A 14,048-nucleotide genomic window follows, 5' to 3' on the forward strand; every position below is an offset into this window, starting at 1 on the left:
TAAAAAGGAGGCGTCCCCAATGCCCCAAGGCATCGCCAAGGCGAACCTGCCCGAGAAGATCTGCCCGGTCTGCCAGCGCCCCTTCGCGTGGCGCAAGAAATGGGCGCGCGACTGGGACAACGTCGTCTATTGCTCGGACCGCTGCCGCCGCGCCAGCAAGAGCGGGTGAGCGCGCGGGACGATCGGGGTGACGTGCTGGAGATGCGGGGGGCGGCACCAGGTGCGCGTTTCCGTCGTGTCCGCCTTCGACACGGCAGGTCGCGATAGGCGACGCCGCAGGCCATTTCCGACTTTCCCGAAAAGGATGCTCGAACGGGACGTTTAACCACAACCGGCCGTTGACGAGCGTACGCTCGGACGACATATGCGCACCAACGGCGATGGATTTCCGCCGGGCCATTCGGCCGAACCGCCCTCGCAAGGGCCGATGATTCCTACCAGGCGCCGTAAGGCAGCAAGGAGGAAACGTGCGCGCGACATTTCGCAATCTCTTCGACGACCTGAATGTGGCGGCGTTCGTCCGCAATCGGCACGGCCATGCCGTATCGGTGCTGCGCTGGGCGCTTATCCTGGTGCCGATGGCAGCCACGGTCGGCACGCTGTGCGCCGCCTTCCTGTGGAGCCTCGACGCCGTGACACGGGTGCGGTTCGCCGCTCCGTGGCTGCTGTACCTGCTGCCCGTCGGAGGCTTTGCGGTCGGGCTGCTCTATCACTTGAGCGGCCGCTCGGTGGAGGGCGGCAATAACCTGATCGTCGAACAGATCCACGAACCGGGGGGCGGCGTGCCGCTGCGCATGGCGCCGCTGATCTTTTTCGGCACGGTGGTGACGCATCTGTTCGGCGGATCGGCCGGGCGCGAAGGCACCGCCGTCCAGCTCGGCGGGAGCATTGCCAGCGGCTTCGGCCGCGCGCTGAAGCTCGATGCCGAGAATACGCAAGTCCTGCTGATGACCGGGATTGCTGCCGGGTTCGGTGCCGTGTTCGGCACGCCCATCGCTGGCGCGGTGTTCGCGCTCGAGGTGCTGGCGATCGGGCGCGTCGAATATCGCGCGCTGGTGCCGTGCTTAGTCGCCGCACTGGTCGGGGACTGGACCTGCCTTGCCTGGGGCATCCACCACGGCGTGTATCGCATCGATGCGGTGGTGCCAGTCGATGCGCTGCTCGTCGCCAAGGCGGGGATCGCGGGCGTGGCGTTCGGACTGGTCGGCCTTGCCTTTGCCGAAGCCAATCATGCGCTCGGCGGATGGCTCAAGCGGATCGTGCCCTATGGTCCGTTGCGTCCCGTTATCGGCGGCGTTGCGGTCATTGCGCTCGTCTATCTGGTCGGCACGCGCGATTACCTTGGCCTCGGCACGCTGGCGGCGACGCCCGGCGGCCTCACCATCTTCAGCTTTTTCGGCCCCGACACGCATCCGTGGAGCTGGGCGCTCAAGCTGCTCTTCACCGTCGTCACGCTGAGCTCGGGCTTCAAGGGCGGCGAGGTCACGCCACTGTTCTTCATCGGCGCAGCGCTCGGCAACGCGCTGGCCCCGATGTTCGGCGTGCCGACCGGCGTGTTCGCCGCGATCGGTTTCGTGGCGCTGTTTGCGGGCGCGGCCAACACCCCGCTCGCCTGCACCTTCATGGGGATCGAGCTGTTCGGCGCGGCCTATGCCGTCCCGATCGCGGTCGCCTGCTTCGTCGCGTACCTCTGCTCGGGTCACACCGGCATCTATTTGTCGCAGCGCGTCGCCGTGCCGAAGGTGCCGGGGGGTGGCCTTGCCCCCAACGCTACGCTGCGCGACGCGCGGACCGATCGTGCAGCGCGCCGTCGCACGCGTCCCTGATCCCCATCCTCATCGAAAGCACGCCCGAGGCGCGATCGCTTCCCAGCGAAGGCAGATGGCATCATCAATGCCGTCCCGCAGCACATCCATCTCCGCTTCAGCCACCACAGACCGATCGCACGTCGGGAAGGTCGATCGGGTCAACCGACCCGCGCGCTGCTCAGCCCCGCGCCGCCCATGCCAGCCACAGCCAGCCGGCGATCAGCGCCGCGCCGCCGATCGGCGTGATCGCACCGAACCAGCGCGGCGCGCCGAGCGCCATCAGATAGAGCGACACCGCGAACACCGCCCCGCCGACGAGAAACAGCCACGCCGGCCCGCGCGCTTCCATCCGCAGCGCGACCAGCGCCGCGACCGCGTGGATCAGCTGGTAATGCGCGCCGGTCTTGAGCCACTCGGCCGCTTCCTTGCCAGCACCATGCGCCCCGAACGCCCCGGCACCGATCGCCAGCGCACCCGACAGCCCCGCGATGATCGCGATCCAGTTCATCGCGGTTCCTCCACCGATGCTTCATCCTCGGGCAGCGCCGATTCGCGCTCGTCCTGCGTGATGATCGTATCGCGCGCGACGCGGATGTCGCCCGCGGCGACCTGCGCGCGCAGCCGCTCCTTGTCCTTGCGGCGATAGGTTTCCTCGGTGCGATCGATCTCGGCCTGGTCGACGCCGATGCTCTTCAGCGCCATCCGTCCCATCTTCACCGCCGATTCGAGCACTTCGCGCACCACGCCATCAAGCGGTGCGCCCTTGAGCTTGATCACCGCGCGGCGATCATAGGCGCGGACGTAGATCGAGGCTTGCGGGAACGCTTCCTTCACGCCTTTGACGAGATCGGCAGAAATCTGGTCGCCGTCCATGCAGAACATGATGAGCTCAGCCTCGCCTGCCCCCGCCTGGCGCAGCAGGTCCATCCGCGTCCCGTCGCCATAATAGACCTTCGCGCCGAACTCGGAGGCGATGTCGATCATCTCGATATCGGTATCGATCAGCGTCACCGGCACGCCCTGCGCGATCAGCATCTGCGCGACCGTCTGGCCAAAGCGCCCATAGCCGACGATCAGCGCGTTCGCACCGTCGGCGGTCGGCCCGTCGCGCTCGCCGGCGATGATCGGCTCCTCGCGGATGCGCTGCGTGATCATCATCAGGAACGGCGTCGTCGCCATCGACAGCGTGACGATCGCGCCGAACAGGCTTGCCGCCTCGGGTGCGATCAGGAAGGCGTGCTGCGCCTGCGCAAACAAGACGAAGCCGAACTCACCGCCCTGGCTCAGCAACAGGCCGAGCGCGAGCGCGGCGCGCCACTTCATCTTGAACAGCATGCCGATGCCGAAGATGATCAGCGCCTTGGTCGCGATCAGCGCGAGCGCCATGCCGATCACGAAGAACGGCCGCTCGGCGATCGCGTGGAGATCGAGCATCATCCCGACCGCGAGGAAGAACAGCCCGAGCAGGATCGAGCGGAACGGCTCGACATCGGCCTCGAGCTCATGCCGATACGGGCTGTCGGCGAGCATCACGCCCGCGACGAACGCGCCGAGCGCGGTCGACAGGCCGAGCGATTCCATGATCGCCGCCGCACCGATCACGGTGAAGAGCGCGGCGAACACGAACATCTCGCGCTCGCCGAGATTGCCGATGATGCGGAACAGCGGCCGCAACAGGAAACGCCCGGCGGCGACCAGCCCTGCCACCGCACCGACGGTGTAGAGAAAGAGCAGCCATCCCGGCGGTCCGCCGGCGTCGGCTGGATTGCGCGACAAGACGGTCACGAGCGTGATCAGTGGGACGATCGACAGATCCTGGAACAGCAGGATCGAAAAGGCGCGCTCGCCGAACGGCGTGCGCAGCCGCCCGGCGGACTGCAGCATCGGCAGCACCTGCGCGGTCGATGACAACGCCAGCGGCAGGCCGAGCACGAGCGCGGCGGCCCAGGTGAAATGCGCCGCCGATCCGCCGAGCCGCGTCGAAAGCCATACAACCCCCGTCACGGCGAGCCCGCACAGCACGACCTGCATCAGGCCGAGCCCGAAAATCTCCTTCTTGAGCGCCCACAGCCGCGTCGGATTAAGTTCGAGCCCGACGATGAACAGCAGCAGCGTGATACCGAGCTCGGCGATCCCCATCTTCGATTCGGCATTGCCGACGAGATGCAGCACCTGCGGCCCGACCACCGCGCCCGCGACGAGATAGCCGAGCGTCGCACCGAGCCCGAAGCGACGGAAGATCAGGACGAAGACGAGCGCGAAGCCGCCGAGGATGACCCCGTCGAGCAGCAGCGACTCGTTCATGCCGGCGCCTTTGCGGCGGCGGTCTGTGCGGCTTCGGCGGCGGCCTCGAAGGCGAGCCGGATCGACGCGTGCCGCGCGCTGTGCGGCAAGGCCGGGGTGAAGAGCTCGAACCCCGGCCAGTCCGGAAGCGCGCCGTCACCCGCCAGCCAGGCGGCAAGCGCATCGCGCGCCGCGGCGATCTCGGCGGGGGTCTTGCCGATCACTTCGGCGCCCATCAGCGACGCTGATGCCTGCCCCAGCGCACAGGCGCGCACGAGCATCCCGAGCTCGGCGATGCGGCCGTCGCGATCCATATTGACGTCGACCGTCACCCGGCTGCCGCAGATCGGCGAGCGCTTCTCGGACGTGCCCATCGGATCGGGCAGGCGCGCGTGATGCGGGATCGTCGTCGAGAGGCGGAGGATCTCGGTGGTGTAGAGCGGCGCGGTCATGCCGCCTATGTAGGCAAGACCGCCGCGCGCGTCACCCCGCCGCGCTCAATCGGATGCGGTGTTCGTTTCGGCGTCGCGCTTGGGGGAGGCATAGTTCGGGCCGAACACCGGCTCGCCCCGGCGGCGGCGATCGACGAAATCGGCGATGCTCGCGCTGGTCGTGTTGAGCAACGGATAGACCTTGGCCTGGGTCAGCCATTCGGGCCGGTGCGTCGGGCCGCCGCTCATCGTGTCGGTCATCAGCACGACGAGCAGGAAGGCGAGGCTCGCGAGGATCAGCCCTTTCAACGCGCCGAAACCGAAGCCGAGCGCGCGGTCGACCGGGCCGAGGATCGAATCGCGCGTCCGCGCGCCGATCGCATTGGCCACCATCCGCCCGCCGAAATAGGTCACGCCACCGAGGATCGCGAACGCCAGCACCGCGGCGCCGGTCGTCGTGCCGACCATGCCGGTCAGCGCGTGCGTCAGCGGCAGATGGAACAGCTTGACCGCGAAGACGATCGCCACCCACGCGAACAGCGACAGCACCTCGGTAACGAACCCACGCACCAGCCCAAGCGTGGCCGATCCGCCGACGGTGAGCAGGACGAGGATATCGAGCGCGGTAAGATGCATCTTCGCGCCTTATCCGCGAGCGGTGGCAGAAGTCGAGGGTCTGTTAGCGCCCGAGCATATGCTCGACGAAACTGCCGAGCGTGCGGAAGCCGGTCAGCTTCAACCCGCTCTTGTCGTCCTGCACCGCAGCGGGCAGCAACGCGCGCTCGAAACCGAGCTTGCCCGCCTCCTTCAAGCGCAACGCACCATGCGCGACGGGTCGCACCTCACCCGACAGCGCAAGCTCGCCGAACACCACCGCATCGGCGGGCACCGGCCGTTCGGACAAGGCCGAGATCAACGCCGCCGCAACCGCGAGATCGGCCGCGGGATCCTGCACGCGGTAGCCACCGGCGATGTTGAGATAGACCTCACTCGTCGAGAAACTGAGGCCACAGCGCGCCTCGAGCACCGCGAGCACCATCGCCAGCCGACCGCTGTCCCAGCCGACCACCGCGCGCCGCGGCGTCGCGCCGCTTGCGAGGCGCACGACCAGCGCCTGGATTTCGATCAGCACGGGCCGCGTTCCCTCGAGCGCGGGGAACACCGTCGTCCCCGTCACGCCCTCGTCGCGCTGCGTCAGGAAGAGCGCCGAGGGATTGCCGACCTCGGACAAGCCTTCCGCCACCATCGCGAACACGCCGATCTCGTCGGTGCCACCGAAGCGGTTCTTGATCGCGCGGAGAATGCGATATTGGTGGCTGCGCTCGCCCTCGAAGCTCAGCACGGTGTCGACCATATGCTCGAGCACGCGCGGCCCGGCGATCGACCCGTCCTTGGTGACATGGCCGACCAGCACCACCGCCGTCCCGCGCTCCTTGGCGAAACGGATCAATTCCTGCGCCGACGCGCGCACCTGGCTGACCGTGCCCGGCGCACCTTCGATCAGGTCGCTGTGCATCGTCTGGATCGAATCGATCACGAGCAGAGCGGGCGGCTGCCCCTGCCCCAGCGTCGTCAGGATGTCGCGCGTCGAGGTCGCCGCGGCGAGCTGCACCGGCGCGTGCCCCAGCCCGAGCCGCCGCGCGCGCAGCCGTACCTGGTCGGCCGCCTCCTCGCCCGAGACATAGGCGACGCGGAGGCCCGCGAGCGCCATCTTCGCCGCCGCCTGGAGCAATAGCGTCGATTTGCCGATGCCGGGATCGCCCCCGATCAGCGTCGCCGAGCCCTCGACGAACCCGCCGCCGAGCGCGCGGTCGAGCTCGGCGATCCCCGACGTCATCCGCTCGGGCAGCGCGATATCGGCGTCGAGCCCGACCAGCGTCATCGTCCGCCCGCCCGACTGGAGGTTATGCTTGGCCTGGAACGGCGTGACGGTTCCGCCACCGGCCTCCTCGACCAGCGTGTTCCATTCGGCGCAATCGGCGCACTGCCCCTGCCAGCGGTGCGAGACCGATCCGCACGCCTGGCAGACATAGCGTTTCTGAGGTTTGGCCATGCGTCAGCCCATAGCCAATTCGGAACGAGAGGGGAACAGACTTTCGGTACCGCGGCGCTTGATCGCGCGTTCGCTCAGCAATTAGATGATCGAGATCAATCACCCAGCAATATTAACCCGCTCTTTGCATCTGTCGCGGGAAGAAGGGACGTCCCCCGGAGTTCCCTTATGCGCCGCCTCATCTACATCAGCAGCACCCGAACCACCTTCACGGCCGGTGACCTGGAAGAGATCCTCCGCATATCACGGCGCAACAATGCCGCGGTCGGTGTGACGGGCTTGCTGGTCGCCGGCGGCAGACGCTTCCTGCAAGTACTCGAGGGCGCCGAGGGCGCGATCGACGCGGTGTTCGAGCGGATCAAGCAGGACCCACGGCATCACGCCGTCGTCGTCCTGTCGCGGACCGACATCGCGGCGCCGAGCTTCGGCGAATGGTCGATGGGCTATGCGCGCGGCGGTGCGGTGCGCGGCGACGCGACGCTCCCCGAAACCGTCGCGCAACTGCTCGCGCCGGTCACCGACCCAAGTCTGCGCGGCTATTTCGAGGGCTTCGCACAGGTCCACGCCGCCGCATGATGGCTATGGCCGCGCGGGAATATGCAGCCCGCGCTGCACCGCCGGCCGCGCGAGCCCGCGCGCCAGCCACGCCTTGACGTTGGCGAACGCGTCGAACCCGACAAGCTCACCCGCGCCGTAAAAATTGACCAGCCCGTTGACCCAACCAAGCATCGATATGTCGGCGATCGTATAGGCGTCGCCCAGGAACCAGGTCTTGCCGGCAAGCGCGGCGTCCATCACCCCGAGCAGCCGCTTGGCCTCGGCAACATAGCGATCGCGCGGGCGCTTATCCTCGAAGTCCTTGCCGGCGAACTTCACGAAGAAGCCGACCTGCCCGAACATCGGGCCGACGCCGCCCATCTGGAACATCACCCACTGGATCGCCTGCAGCCGCGCGACCGGATCGCTCGGCAGGAACTGTCCGGTCTTCTCGGCGAGATAGAGCAGGATCGCGCCCGATTCGAACAAGGCCAGCGGCTGGCCGCCGGGGCCGTTCGGATCGAGGATCGCCGGGATTTTGCCATTGGGGTTGAGCGATTCGAACTCGGGACTTTTCTGATCGTCCTTCGCGAAATCGACCAGATGCGCTTCATAGGGCAGCCCGGTCTCTTCGAGCAGGATCGACACCTTCACGCCATTCGGGGTCGGCAACGAATAGAGTTGCAGCCGCTCGGGATGCTCAGCGGGCCAGCGCTGGGTGATCGGGAAAGCGGAGAGATCGGACATAGGGAAATCCTTGAGCGCGGCGCGATGCGGTACGGGAGATAGTCACGAGCCCCGCGCTTCGCTATGGCGCCATCCGATGCAAGCTTCCGATCTCCGTGTGGCGCTGTTCAGCGGCAACTATAATTATACGCGTGATGGTGCCAACCAGACGCTCAACCTGCTCGTCGGCCATCTGCTCAGCCGCGGGGTCAAGGTCCGCATTTACGCACCCACCAGCCGCACCCCGGCCTTCCCGCCGACCGGCGATCTGGTCAGCGCGCCGTCGATCAAGATCCCGCTGCGCGGCGAATACAAATTGACCCGCGGCATGGGCAATCGCGTGCGGCGCGATCTCGCGGCGTTCAAGCCCAACCTCATCCATCTCTCGGCACCCGATCGGCTCGGCCACAAGGCGCTCGACTATGCCGAGAAGCACAATATCGCGTGCGTCGCCTCGTACCATACGCGGTTCGAGACCTATATGAGCTATTACGGGCTCGGTTTCCTCGTGCCGATCATGATCCGCGCGCAGGCGCGCTTCTACAGCCGCGTCGACGAAGTGCTCGCGCCGAGCCAGATGATGGGCGAGATCCTCCAGGACTGGGGTGTGCCGACGCCGGTCACGCGCTGGTCGCGTGGGGTCAATCACGATCGCTTCAACCCGGCGCGGCGCGATCTCGCCTGGCGGCGCAGCCTCGGCATCGGCGATGACGAAATCGCGGTCGGGTTCCTCGGCCGGCTGGTCAAGGAAAAGGGCCTCGATGTGTTCGCGCAGGCGCTGCGCGTGCTCGACCAGCGCGGCGTCAAGTATCGCACCTTCGTCGTCGGCGAAGGGCCCGCGCGCGACTGGTTCGCGCAGCAGGCGCCCAATGCGGTGTTCGCGGGCTATCTGACCGGCGACGATCTCGGCCGCGCGGTCGCGTCGATGGACGTGTTCTTCAATCCGAGCCTGACCGAGACCTTCGGCAACGTCACTTTGGAAGCAATGGCGGCGGGCGTGCCAGTGGTCGCGGCGCGTGCCTCGGGTGCGGTCGGGCTGATTGCCGATGGCGTGACCGGGCTGATCGTCCCGCCGACCGATATCGAAGGCTATGCCGACGCCTTGCAGCGCTTCTGCGAGGATGACGCTTTCCGCCGCAGTGCGGGCGCGGCAGGTCATGCCGAGGCGGCGACCTATCAGTGGGAGCGGATCAACCAGGTCGTGCTCGACACCTATCTCAAGGTGCTGGAACGCCGCGCTGGGACGGCTCAGACCAGCGTTGCGCAAGCCGCCTAGGGCGCAGACCCATAAAATGCTCTCTACTTACGCGTGGGCTGAACGGCGAAACGTGGTGGGAAGAAGTTGTTAAACTTTTTCGGTCAGCACCTTGCGTCAAAGGGACCGAGCAATGTCGTTTACTGAAGCTGAAAAGAGAAGATCGCACGCCGACAGGCGGGAAGGACGCGTAGCCGAAACTGGCGATCGAAACGCGCCTTCGGCAACCTGCGCCCACTGTGTCATCGCTCTTCCTTCGGGATCGGGTGATAGCAGTTTTCCGCTATGCGATGCGCGCGACGAGTGACGGCTTGGCGGATGCCCAGCCATAAACGCCTGCGCTCTCTGGACGAGTTTGAGCCACCAGCTTGGCACCGAAGGCCAAAGCCGAGAGTGCTGACGGCTCCGATGATGCTTGCAATCTTATCGATGACAGTCATCGGCGTGGCTCTTGGCTTAAGCGTCTAACGGGCCGCTGCCACAGAAACGAGTGGCGGTGATTGGGCGTAAGCGGAATAGCCGCCTTTTGAGTCTACGACCTCGCAGGGTCGCTTGCGGCTACTTGTCCGGAGACGAAAAGAGGGAGGCGATACAGGCCTCCCTCCATCCAGTACCCGCTGGTGATCGGCGCAATCAGCCCCAGTCGTATGCCAAAGGCGCCTCACGGAACGCGAAGCGATCGACATGGCGCGCGACCGCGCCCTTCAGTCCCTCGAGCTGCGCCTCCGACGTCGCGTCGATCCGCACCTCGAGCGTATCGGGATGCGCATCGAAGGTGACGGTGGCATCGCCGGGATGATCGGCGCCGCGCGCGTCCTTGGGGAAGACGATCGTCCCGTGTTCGGGGGTGAACGTCACCGCCAGATTATGCTCCCAATGCTTGCACGTCTGCTGGAGGTATTTGCTCGCCGACGCGGTCGGCACGCGCGCTGTCGCCACATACGCCATCACAGCCGCTCGATCCTCTGCGCGGCGTCGTCGATCAGTGCGACGAGCTGGTGGAGCGTTTCCTTGTCGAGCTCCTCGGCGCGCAGCTTGTGCATCAGCACCTCGCGCAGATTGCCCATCGCGCGACGGACCGAAGCGCTGTCGGTCCGCGCCCGCTCGGCGCCGACCTCGGCGAGCCGGGCGAACAGCGCCTCGACCAGTTCGGCATTGTCCGCGAGATGCGCGGTGCCGGTGGCGGTGATCGCGAAGCGCTTCTTGGCGCCCTCGGCCTGGCCGACCTCGATCAGCTCCATTTCGTCGAGCAGGGTGAGCGTGGGATAGACCACCCCCGGGCTCGGCGCATAGGCGCCGCCGGTCAGCTCCTCGATCGAGCGGATCAGGTCATAGCCGTGACGCGGCTCGTCGGCGATCAGCTTGAGCAGCACGAGCCGGAGCTCGCCGCCGTCGAACATGCGCCGGCCGCGGGGACCACCACGGCCCTCGCCCTCGCCTCGACCATGGCCACGCCCGCCGCCGAAGCCGCGATGCATGCCCATGTGATGATGCCCGTCCATACGGTGACCGGCGCGTTTGTGCATTCCAAACATATCGTTCCTTTCTAGTGATTCGATAGCGCTAAGATATATCTTCGTTTTGATCGTTCAAGATATATCTTGGAAAAAAGTTCGTCGCCCCGGCGCAGGCCGGGGCCGCTCGATGTCCCTGCGCTGCCCCCGCGCTGCCAACGCCTCAAACCGCAGCGGCGCCGGGGCGACGCGTGACTTCCGCTCCGCACACCCTATCTTCCAGACATGCCCGATCTCTTCGCTGCCTTCGATCCACCCGCCGCCGAGGCGGTGAGCGCCACAGCGCCACTCGCCGACCGCCTCCGCCCCACCACCCTCGCCGAGGTGGTCGGACAGGAGCACATCACCGGGCCGGAAGGCGCGATCGGGCGGATGGTCGCCGCCGGGCGGCTGTCGTCGATGATCCTGTGGGGCCCGCCCGGCACCGGCAAGACGACGATCGCGCGGCTGCTCGCCGATGCGGTGGGCCTGCGCTTTCTGGCGATCTCGGCGGTGTTCTCAGGGGTCGCCGATCTTAAAAAGGCGTTCGCCGAGGCGCGCGACCATGCGCGGATCGGCAAGCGCACCTTGCTGTTCGTCGACGAGATCCACCGCTTCAATCGCGCGCAGCAGGACGGCTTCCTGCCCTATGTCGAGGACGGCACCGTCACGCTGGTCGGCGCGACCACCGAGAACCCGTCGTTCGAGCTCAACGCCGCGGTGCTCAGCCGCGCGCAGGTGCTGATCCTCCACCGGCTCGACCACGCTGCCCTCGGCAAATTGCTCGATCGCGCCGAGCAGATCGAGGAGCAGCCGCTCCCGCTCACCCCGCAAGCGCGCGATGCGATGATCGCCAGCGCCGATGGCGACGGCCGCTTCCTGCTCAATCAAGCCGAAACGCTGTTCGCGGTGAACCTGCCCGAGCCGCTCGACCCCGCCGGCCTCTCCGCCTTCCTGCAACGCCGCGTCGCGGTGTACGACAAGGATCGCGAGGGGCATTACAACCTCATCTCCGCGCTCCACAAAGCCGTGCGCGGATCTGACCCGCAGGCGGCGCTCTATTATCTCGCGCGGATGCTCACCGCGGGCGAGGAGCCGCTCTATCTGCTGCGGCGGATGATCCGGATGGCGGTCGAGGATATCGGCCTCGCCGATCCGAACGCGCTGACGCAATGCCTCGCCGCCAAGGATGCCTATGATTTCCTCGGCAGCCCCGAGGGCGAGCTCGCGATCGCGCAGGCGTGCCTGTATCTCGCGACCGCGCCCAAATCGAACGCCGCCTACAAGGCGCAGAAGGCCGCCTGGAAATCGGCGCGCGAGACCGGATCGCTGATGCCGCCCGAGAACATCCTCAACGCGCCGACCAAGCTGATGAAGGACATCGGCTACGGCAAGGGCTATGCCTATGACCACGATACCGCGGAGGGCTTTTCGGGGTCGAACTATTGGCCCGCCGAGATGGAGCCGCAGACCTTCTACGTGCCGACCGACCGCGGCGTCGAAAAGCGCATCGCCGAGCGGATGGCGTGGTGGGCGAGCCTGAAGGACGGGCAATGAAGGATTGGGACTCGCTCGTCGCCTTTGCACTGACGTTACCCGACACGATCGCCGCGACCTATTATGGTGGCCCGGCGGTCAGCGTCGCGTCGAACGGCCGGGCCTTCGTCTCGACGGGCCGTGAGGCGGGATCGTTCGTCCTGTCGATCGACACCGATACCAAGGCGCTGCTGCTCGAGACCGACCCCGCCACCTTCTGGCAGACGCCGCATTACGAGGGTTGGCCCGCTTTGCTCGTCCGCTACGACAACGAAGATCCGACGCGCGTCGCCGAGATGGTCGCACGCGCGCGCGACCAGGCAGCCGCGCGCAAGCCGAACAAGCCGCGCAAAAAGGCGTGATCCCGACCCATTTCACCCGCTTCGCCGCGATCGACTGGTCCGGGGCCAAAGGCGCGCGCCACCCCGGCATCGCGCTGGCGCTGTGCGAAACGGGCACGGCGGCGCCAATTTTGGTCACGCCGCCGCGCGGGCTGTGGTCGCGCGCCGAGATCCTGCAGTGGCTGCGCGACCAGTCGGATACGCCGCTGCTGGTCGGCTTCGACTTCAGCTTCGCGCCGCCCCACATCGCGCGCGGCGCCTATCTTCCCGGCGAGCCCACGCCGACGACGGCGCGCGCCTTCTGGGCCTATGTCGATGCGCAGAGCGGCGATGCCGATCTCGGTGCCGCCTCGTTCCTCGAGGCGCGCCGCGGCACGCATTTCTATCTCGGCGCGGCCGACGGCACCAAGGCCGATTTCCTCCACTTCCGCGCGTGCGAGGCGCACCACACCGCCGCCGGCTTCGCCAAACCCTCGACCGTCTATGACGCGATCGGCGCGGCGCAGGTCGCCAAAGCGAGTTTCGCCGGAATGCGGCTGCTCCATCATCTCGGCCCCGCCCTCCCCGTCTGGCCGATCGACCCTGTCCCGCACAGCGGCGCCTGCGTCGTCGAGATCTACACGACGATCGCCGCGCGCGCCGCTGGCGTGCGCAAGGGACGGAGCAAGCTGCGCGACGCCGCCGCGCTCGACGCGGCGCTCGCTGTGCTCGGCAGCCGGGCGCATCTCCCGCTCGCCCGCTATAGCGACCATGCGACCGACGCGATCCTCACCGCCGCCTGGCTCCGCGCGAATGCCGCGCGCGCCGATTTGTGGCAGCCAAATGCGCTGACGCCCGAAATTGCCCGCACCGAGGGCTGGACCTTCGGCATATCCTGACGCATTTAGCGTCCAAGTGCCGGCTTAGCTCAGTTGGTAGAGCGCCAGTTTTGTAAACTGGATGTCGCGGGTTCGATTCCTGCAGCCGGCACCACTTCGAATCCTCGAGATTCGGACCGTAACGCATTGATCCGGAAATCTTAAAGTCGGCTGAAGGGTTCGCCCGATTTAGATCCGGCTAGACTCACTTGGACAGGTCTTGTGACCTGTTTTGGCTTGTTTGTGTCCCGATTTGTGACCTGGTTATTCAGCGTGTCGGCTGTTCGCCGGAAACTGCGCGCCTCTGCAACGGCAGCGGAGGCAGTAAGTTCGGCAAACTCCGATGGACGAATCATTCGTGAACCACTCTCAGCAGCGACCGTCCACGAGCTCCGCTCTTGGAACAAGGGCGGCGTCCTGGGTACAAAGCGCGCACGTAATCCGCAGCAAGTTTAGGCAACTCGCTGCTGGCTTGACCAACACCGGCACCTGCGAAATCGAGCGCTCTTCGATTTCGCGGTCGACAGCAAGCTGCGCAGTTTCGATGTCGTGAAGGATCGCATTGGCGACATCGGCGCCGGAGGCCGCAATCGGGATCGCGCGATCGTGATGCAGCAGAAGACGAAACCAGATGGCCGAACGCGCCTGTGTCTGAGACGACCCAAAAGGCGACATCTGATCCGACATCGCCGCTCCCCGAAACCGGAAATTCGTTCAGGTCCAAAGTT

Annotated in this window: 16 protein-coding genes, 1 tRNA gene and 1 riboswitch; of the genes, 8 read left to right on the plus strand and 9 right to left on the minus strand. The window is 66.6% G+C overall.

Annotated features, from left to right (window positions below; genetic code table 11):
- The first annotated feature begins 19 nt into the window (after window positions 1-19).
- A complete protein-coding gene (locus EAH76_RS07960; RefSeq protein WP_140849712.1) occupies window positions 20-169 on the plus strand; it encodes a DUF2256 domain-containing protein in 150 nt (49 codons plus the stop codon).
- Window positions 170-367: 198 nt separating this feature from the next.
- A riboswitch (Fluoride riboswitch) is annotated at window positions 368-444 on the plus strand.
- Window positions 445-467: 23 nt separating this feature from the next.
- Window positions 468-1,826: a voltage-gated chloride channel family protein gene (locus tag EAH76_RS07965; RefSeq protein WP_140849713.1), complete on the plus strand. Its 1,359-nt coding sequence runs from the start codon at window positions 468-470 to the stop codon at window positions 1,824-1,826.
- Window positions 1,827-1,986: 160 nt separating this feature from the next.
- On the opposite strand, the gene EAH76_RS07970 is transcribed toward EAH76_RS07965, so the two are convergent.
- The 5 genes from EAH76_RS07970 to radA are packed head-to-tail and all read right to left on the minus strand — an operon-like array spanning window position 1,987 to window position 6,575.
- Complete coding sequence (locus EAH76_RS07970) at window positions 1,987-2,316, minus strand: DUF423 domain-containing protein (protein WP_140849714.1); 330 nt, start codon at window positions 2,314-2,316, stop codon at window positions 1,987-1,989.
- A complete protein-coding gene (locus EAH76_RS07975) occupies window positions 2,313-4,112 on the minus strand; it encodes a cation:proton antiporter (RefSeq protein WP_140849715.1) in 1,800 nt (599 codons plus the stop codon). The genes EAH76_RS07970 and EAH76_RS07975 overlap by 4 nt, the downstream gene beginning before the upstream one ends.
- Window positions 4,109-4,543, minus strand: a complete 435-nt coding sequence (locus EAH76_RS07980) for an iron-sulfur cluster assembly scaffold protein (RefSeq protein WP_140849716.1) — start codon at window positions 4,541-4,543, stop codon at window positions 4,109-4,111. The genes EAH76_RS07975 and EAH76_RS07980 overlap by 4 nt, the downstream gene beginning before the upstream one ends.
- Before the next feature lie 45 nt (window positions 4,544-4,588).
- Window positions 4,589-5,158: a CvpA family protein gene (locus EAH76_RS07985; RefSeq protein ID WP_140849717.1), complete on the minus strand. Its 570-nt coding sequence runs from the start codon at window positions 5,156-5,158 to the stop codon at window positions 4,589-4,591.
- Window positions 5,159-5,201: 43 nt separating this feature from the next.
- Window positions 5,202-6,575: a DNA repair protein RadA gene (gene radA, locus EAH76_RS07990; RefSeq protein ID WP_140849718.1), complete on the minus strand. Its 1,374-nt coding sequence runs from the start codon at window positions 6,573-6,575 to the stop codon at window positions 5,202-5,204.
- 168 nt (window positions 6,576-6,743) lie between these two features.
- Here radA and EAH76_RS07995 point away from each other — a divergent pair, with 168 nt between their 5' ends.
- Window positions 6,744-7,151 carry a BLUF domain-containing protein gene (locus tag EAH76_RS07995; protein ID WP_140849719.1) on the plus strand — a complete coding sequence of 136 codons (408 nt, stop codon included), beginning with the start codon at window positions 6,744-6,746 and terminating at the stop codon, window positions 7,149-7,151.
- Between the two features lie 3 nt (window positions 7,152-7,154).
- Here EAH76_RS07995 and EAH76_RS08000 read toward each other — a convergent pair whose 3' ends face one another.
- Window positions 7,155-7,859, minus strand: a complete 705-nt coding sequence (locus tag EAH76_RS08000; RefSeq protein WP_140849720.1) for a glutathione S-transferase N-terminal domain-containing protein — start codon at window positions 7,857-7,859, stop codon at window positions 7,155-7,157.
- 76 nt (window positions 7,860-7,935) lie between these two features.
- Between EAH76_RS08000 and EAH76_RS08005 the strand changes: the two genes are divergently transcribed.
- Complete coding sequence (locus EAH76_RS08005; protein WP_140849721.1) at window positions 7,936-9,114, plus strand: glycosyltransferase family 4 protein; 1,179 nt, start codon at window positions 7,936-7,938, stop codon at window positions 9,112-9,114.
- A 612-nt stretch (window positions 9,115-9,726) separates the two neighbouring features.
- On the opposite strand, the gene EAH76_RS08010 is transcribed toward EAH76_RS08005, so the two are convergent.
- Together EAH76_RS08010 and EAH76_RS08015 are read right to left on the minus strand one after the other, a co-directional pair.
- Window positions 9,727-10,041, minus strand: coding sequence for a DUF2218 domain-containing protein (locus EAH76_RS08010; RefSeq protein WP_140849722.1), 315 nt, complete (start codon window positions 10,039-10,041; stop codon window positions 9,727-9,729).
- Entirely contained in the window at window positions 10,041-10,619 is a 579-nt protein-coding gene (locus EAH76_RS08015; protein WP_194150956.1) for a PadR family transcriptional regulator, read from the minus strand. Before EAH76_RS08015 ends, EAH76_RS08010 begins: the two co-directional genes overlap by 1 nt.
- Before the next feature lie 213 nt (window positions 10,620-10,832).
- On the opposite strand from EAH76_RS08015, the gene EAH76_RS08020 reads away from it, so the two are divergent.
- The 4 genes from EAH76_RS08020 (at window position 10,833) to EAH76_RS08035 (ending at window position 13,435) form a co-directional block, all read left to right on the plus strand.
- A complete protein-coding gene (locus tag EAH76_RS08020; RefSeq protein WP_140849723.1) occupies window positions 10,833-12,143 on the plus strand; it encodes a replication-associated recombination protein A in 1,311 nt (436 codons plus the stop codon).
- On the plus strand, window positions 12,140-12,484 hold the full coding sequence (locus EAH76_RS08025) for a hypothetical protein (protein ID WP_140849724.1): 345 nt from the start codon (window positions 12,140-12,142) through the stop codon (window positions 12,482-12,484). Before EAH76_RS08020 ends, EAH76_RS08025 begins: the two co-directional genes overlap by 4 nt.
- Window positions 12,481-13,341, plus strand: a complete 861-nt coding sequence (locus EAH76_RS08030) for a hypothetical protein (protein ID WP_140849725.1) — start codon at window positions 12,481-12,483, stop codon at window positions 13,339-13,341. The genes EAH76_RS08025 and EAH76_RS08030 overlap by 4 nt, the downstream gene beginning before the upstream one ends.
- Before the next feature lie 18 nt (window positions 13,342-13,359).
- A tRNA-Thr gene (locus EAH76_RS08035) sits at window positions 13,360-13,435 on the plus strand.
- Between the two features lie 254 nt (window positions 13,436-13,689).
- Here EAH76_RS08035 and EAH76_RS23915 read toward each other — a convergent pair.
- Window positions 13,690-14,007, minus strand: coding sequence for a hypothetical protein (locus EAH76_RS23915; protein ID WP_161988993.1), 318 nt, complete (start codon window positions 14,005-14,007; stop codon window positions 13,690-13,692).
- Window positions 14,008-14,048 lie beyond the last annotated feature (41 nt).

Source organism: Sphingomonas glacialis (genome assembly GCF_006439055.1).
GTDB classification, from domain to species: domain Bacteria; phylum Pseudomonadota; class Alphaproteobacteria; order Sphingomonadales; family Sphingomonadaceae; genus Sphingomonas; species Sphingomonas glacialis_A.

Coding starts and splice junctions, on each gene's coding strand:
- EAH76_RS07960 (WP_140849712.1), top strand. CDS start 20: ATGCCCCAAGGCATCGCCAAGGCGAACCTGCCCGAGAAGATCTGCCCG.
- EAH76_RS07970 (WP_140849714.1), bottom strand. CDS start 2,316: ATGAACTGGATCGCGATCATCGCGGGGCTGTCGGGTGCGCTGGCGATC.
- EAH76_RS07975 (WP_140849715.1), bottom strand. CDS start 4,112: ATGAACGAGTCGCTGCTGCTCGACGGGGTCATCCTCGGCGGCTTCGCG.
- EAH76_RS07980 (WP_140849716.1), bottom strand. CDS start 4,543: ATGACCGCGCCGCTCTACACCACCGAGATCCTCCGCCTCTCGACGACG.
- EAH76_RS07985 (WP_140849717.1), bottom strand. CDS start 5,158: ATGCATCTTACCGCGCTCGATATCCTCGTCCTGCTCACCGTCGGCGGA.
- radA (WP_140849718.1), bottom strand. CDS start 6,575: ATGGCCAAACCTCAGAAACGCTATGTCTGCCAGGCGTGCGGATCGGTC.
- EAH76_RS07995 (WP_140849719.1), top strand. CDS start 6,744: ATGCGCCGCCTCATCTACATCAGCAGCACCCGAACCACCTTCACGGCC.
- EAH76_RS08000 (WP_140849720.1), bottom strand. CDS start 7,859: ATGTCCGATCTCTCCGCTTTCCCGATCACCCAGCGCTGGCCCGCTGAG.
- EAH76_RS08005 (WP_140849721.1), top strand. CDS start 7,936: ATGCAAGCTTCCGATCTCCGTGTGGCGCTGTTCAGCGGCAACTATAAT.
- EAH76_RS08010 (WP_140849722.1), bottom strand. CDS start 10,041: ATGGCGTATGTGGCGACAGCGCGCGTGCCGACCGCGTCGGCGAGCAAA.
- EAH76_RS08015 (WP_194150956.1), bottom strand. CDS start 10,619: ATGCACAAACGCGCCGGTCACCGTATGGACGGGCATCATCACATGGGC.
- EAH76_RS08020 (WP_140849723.1), top strand. CDS start 10,833: ATGCCCGATCTCTTCGCTGCCTTCGATCCACCCGCCGCCGAGGCGGTG.
- EAH76_RS08025 (WP_140849724.1), top strand. CDS start 12,140: ATGAAGGATTGGGACTCGCTCGTCGCCTTTGCACTGACGTTACCCGAC.
- EAH76_RS23915 (WP_161988993.1), bottom strand. CDS start 14,007: ATGTCGGATCAGATGTCGCCTTTTGGGTCGTCTCAGACACAGGCGCGT.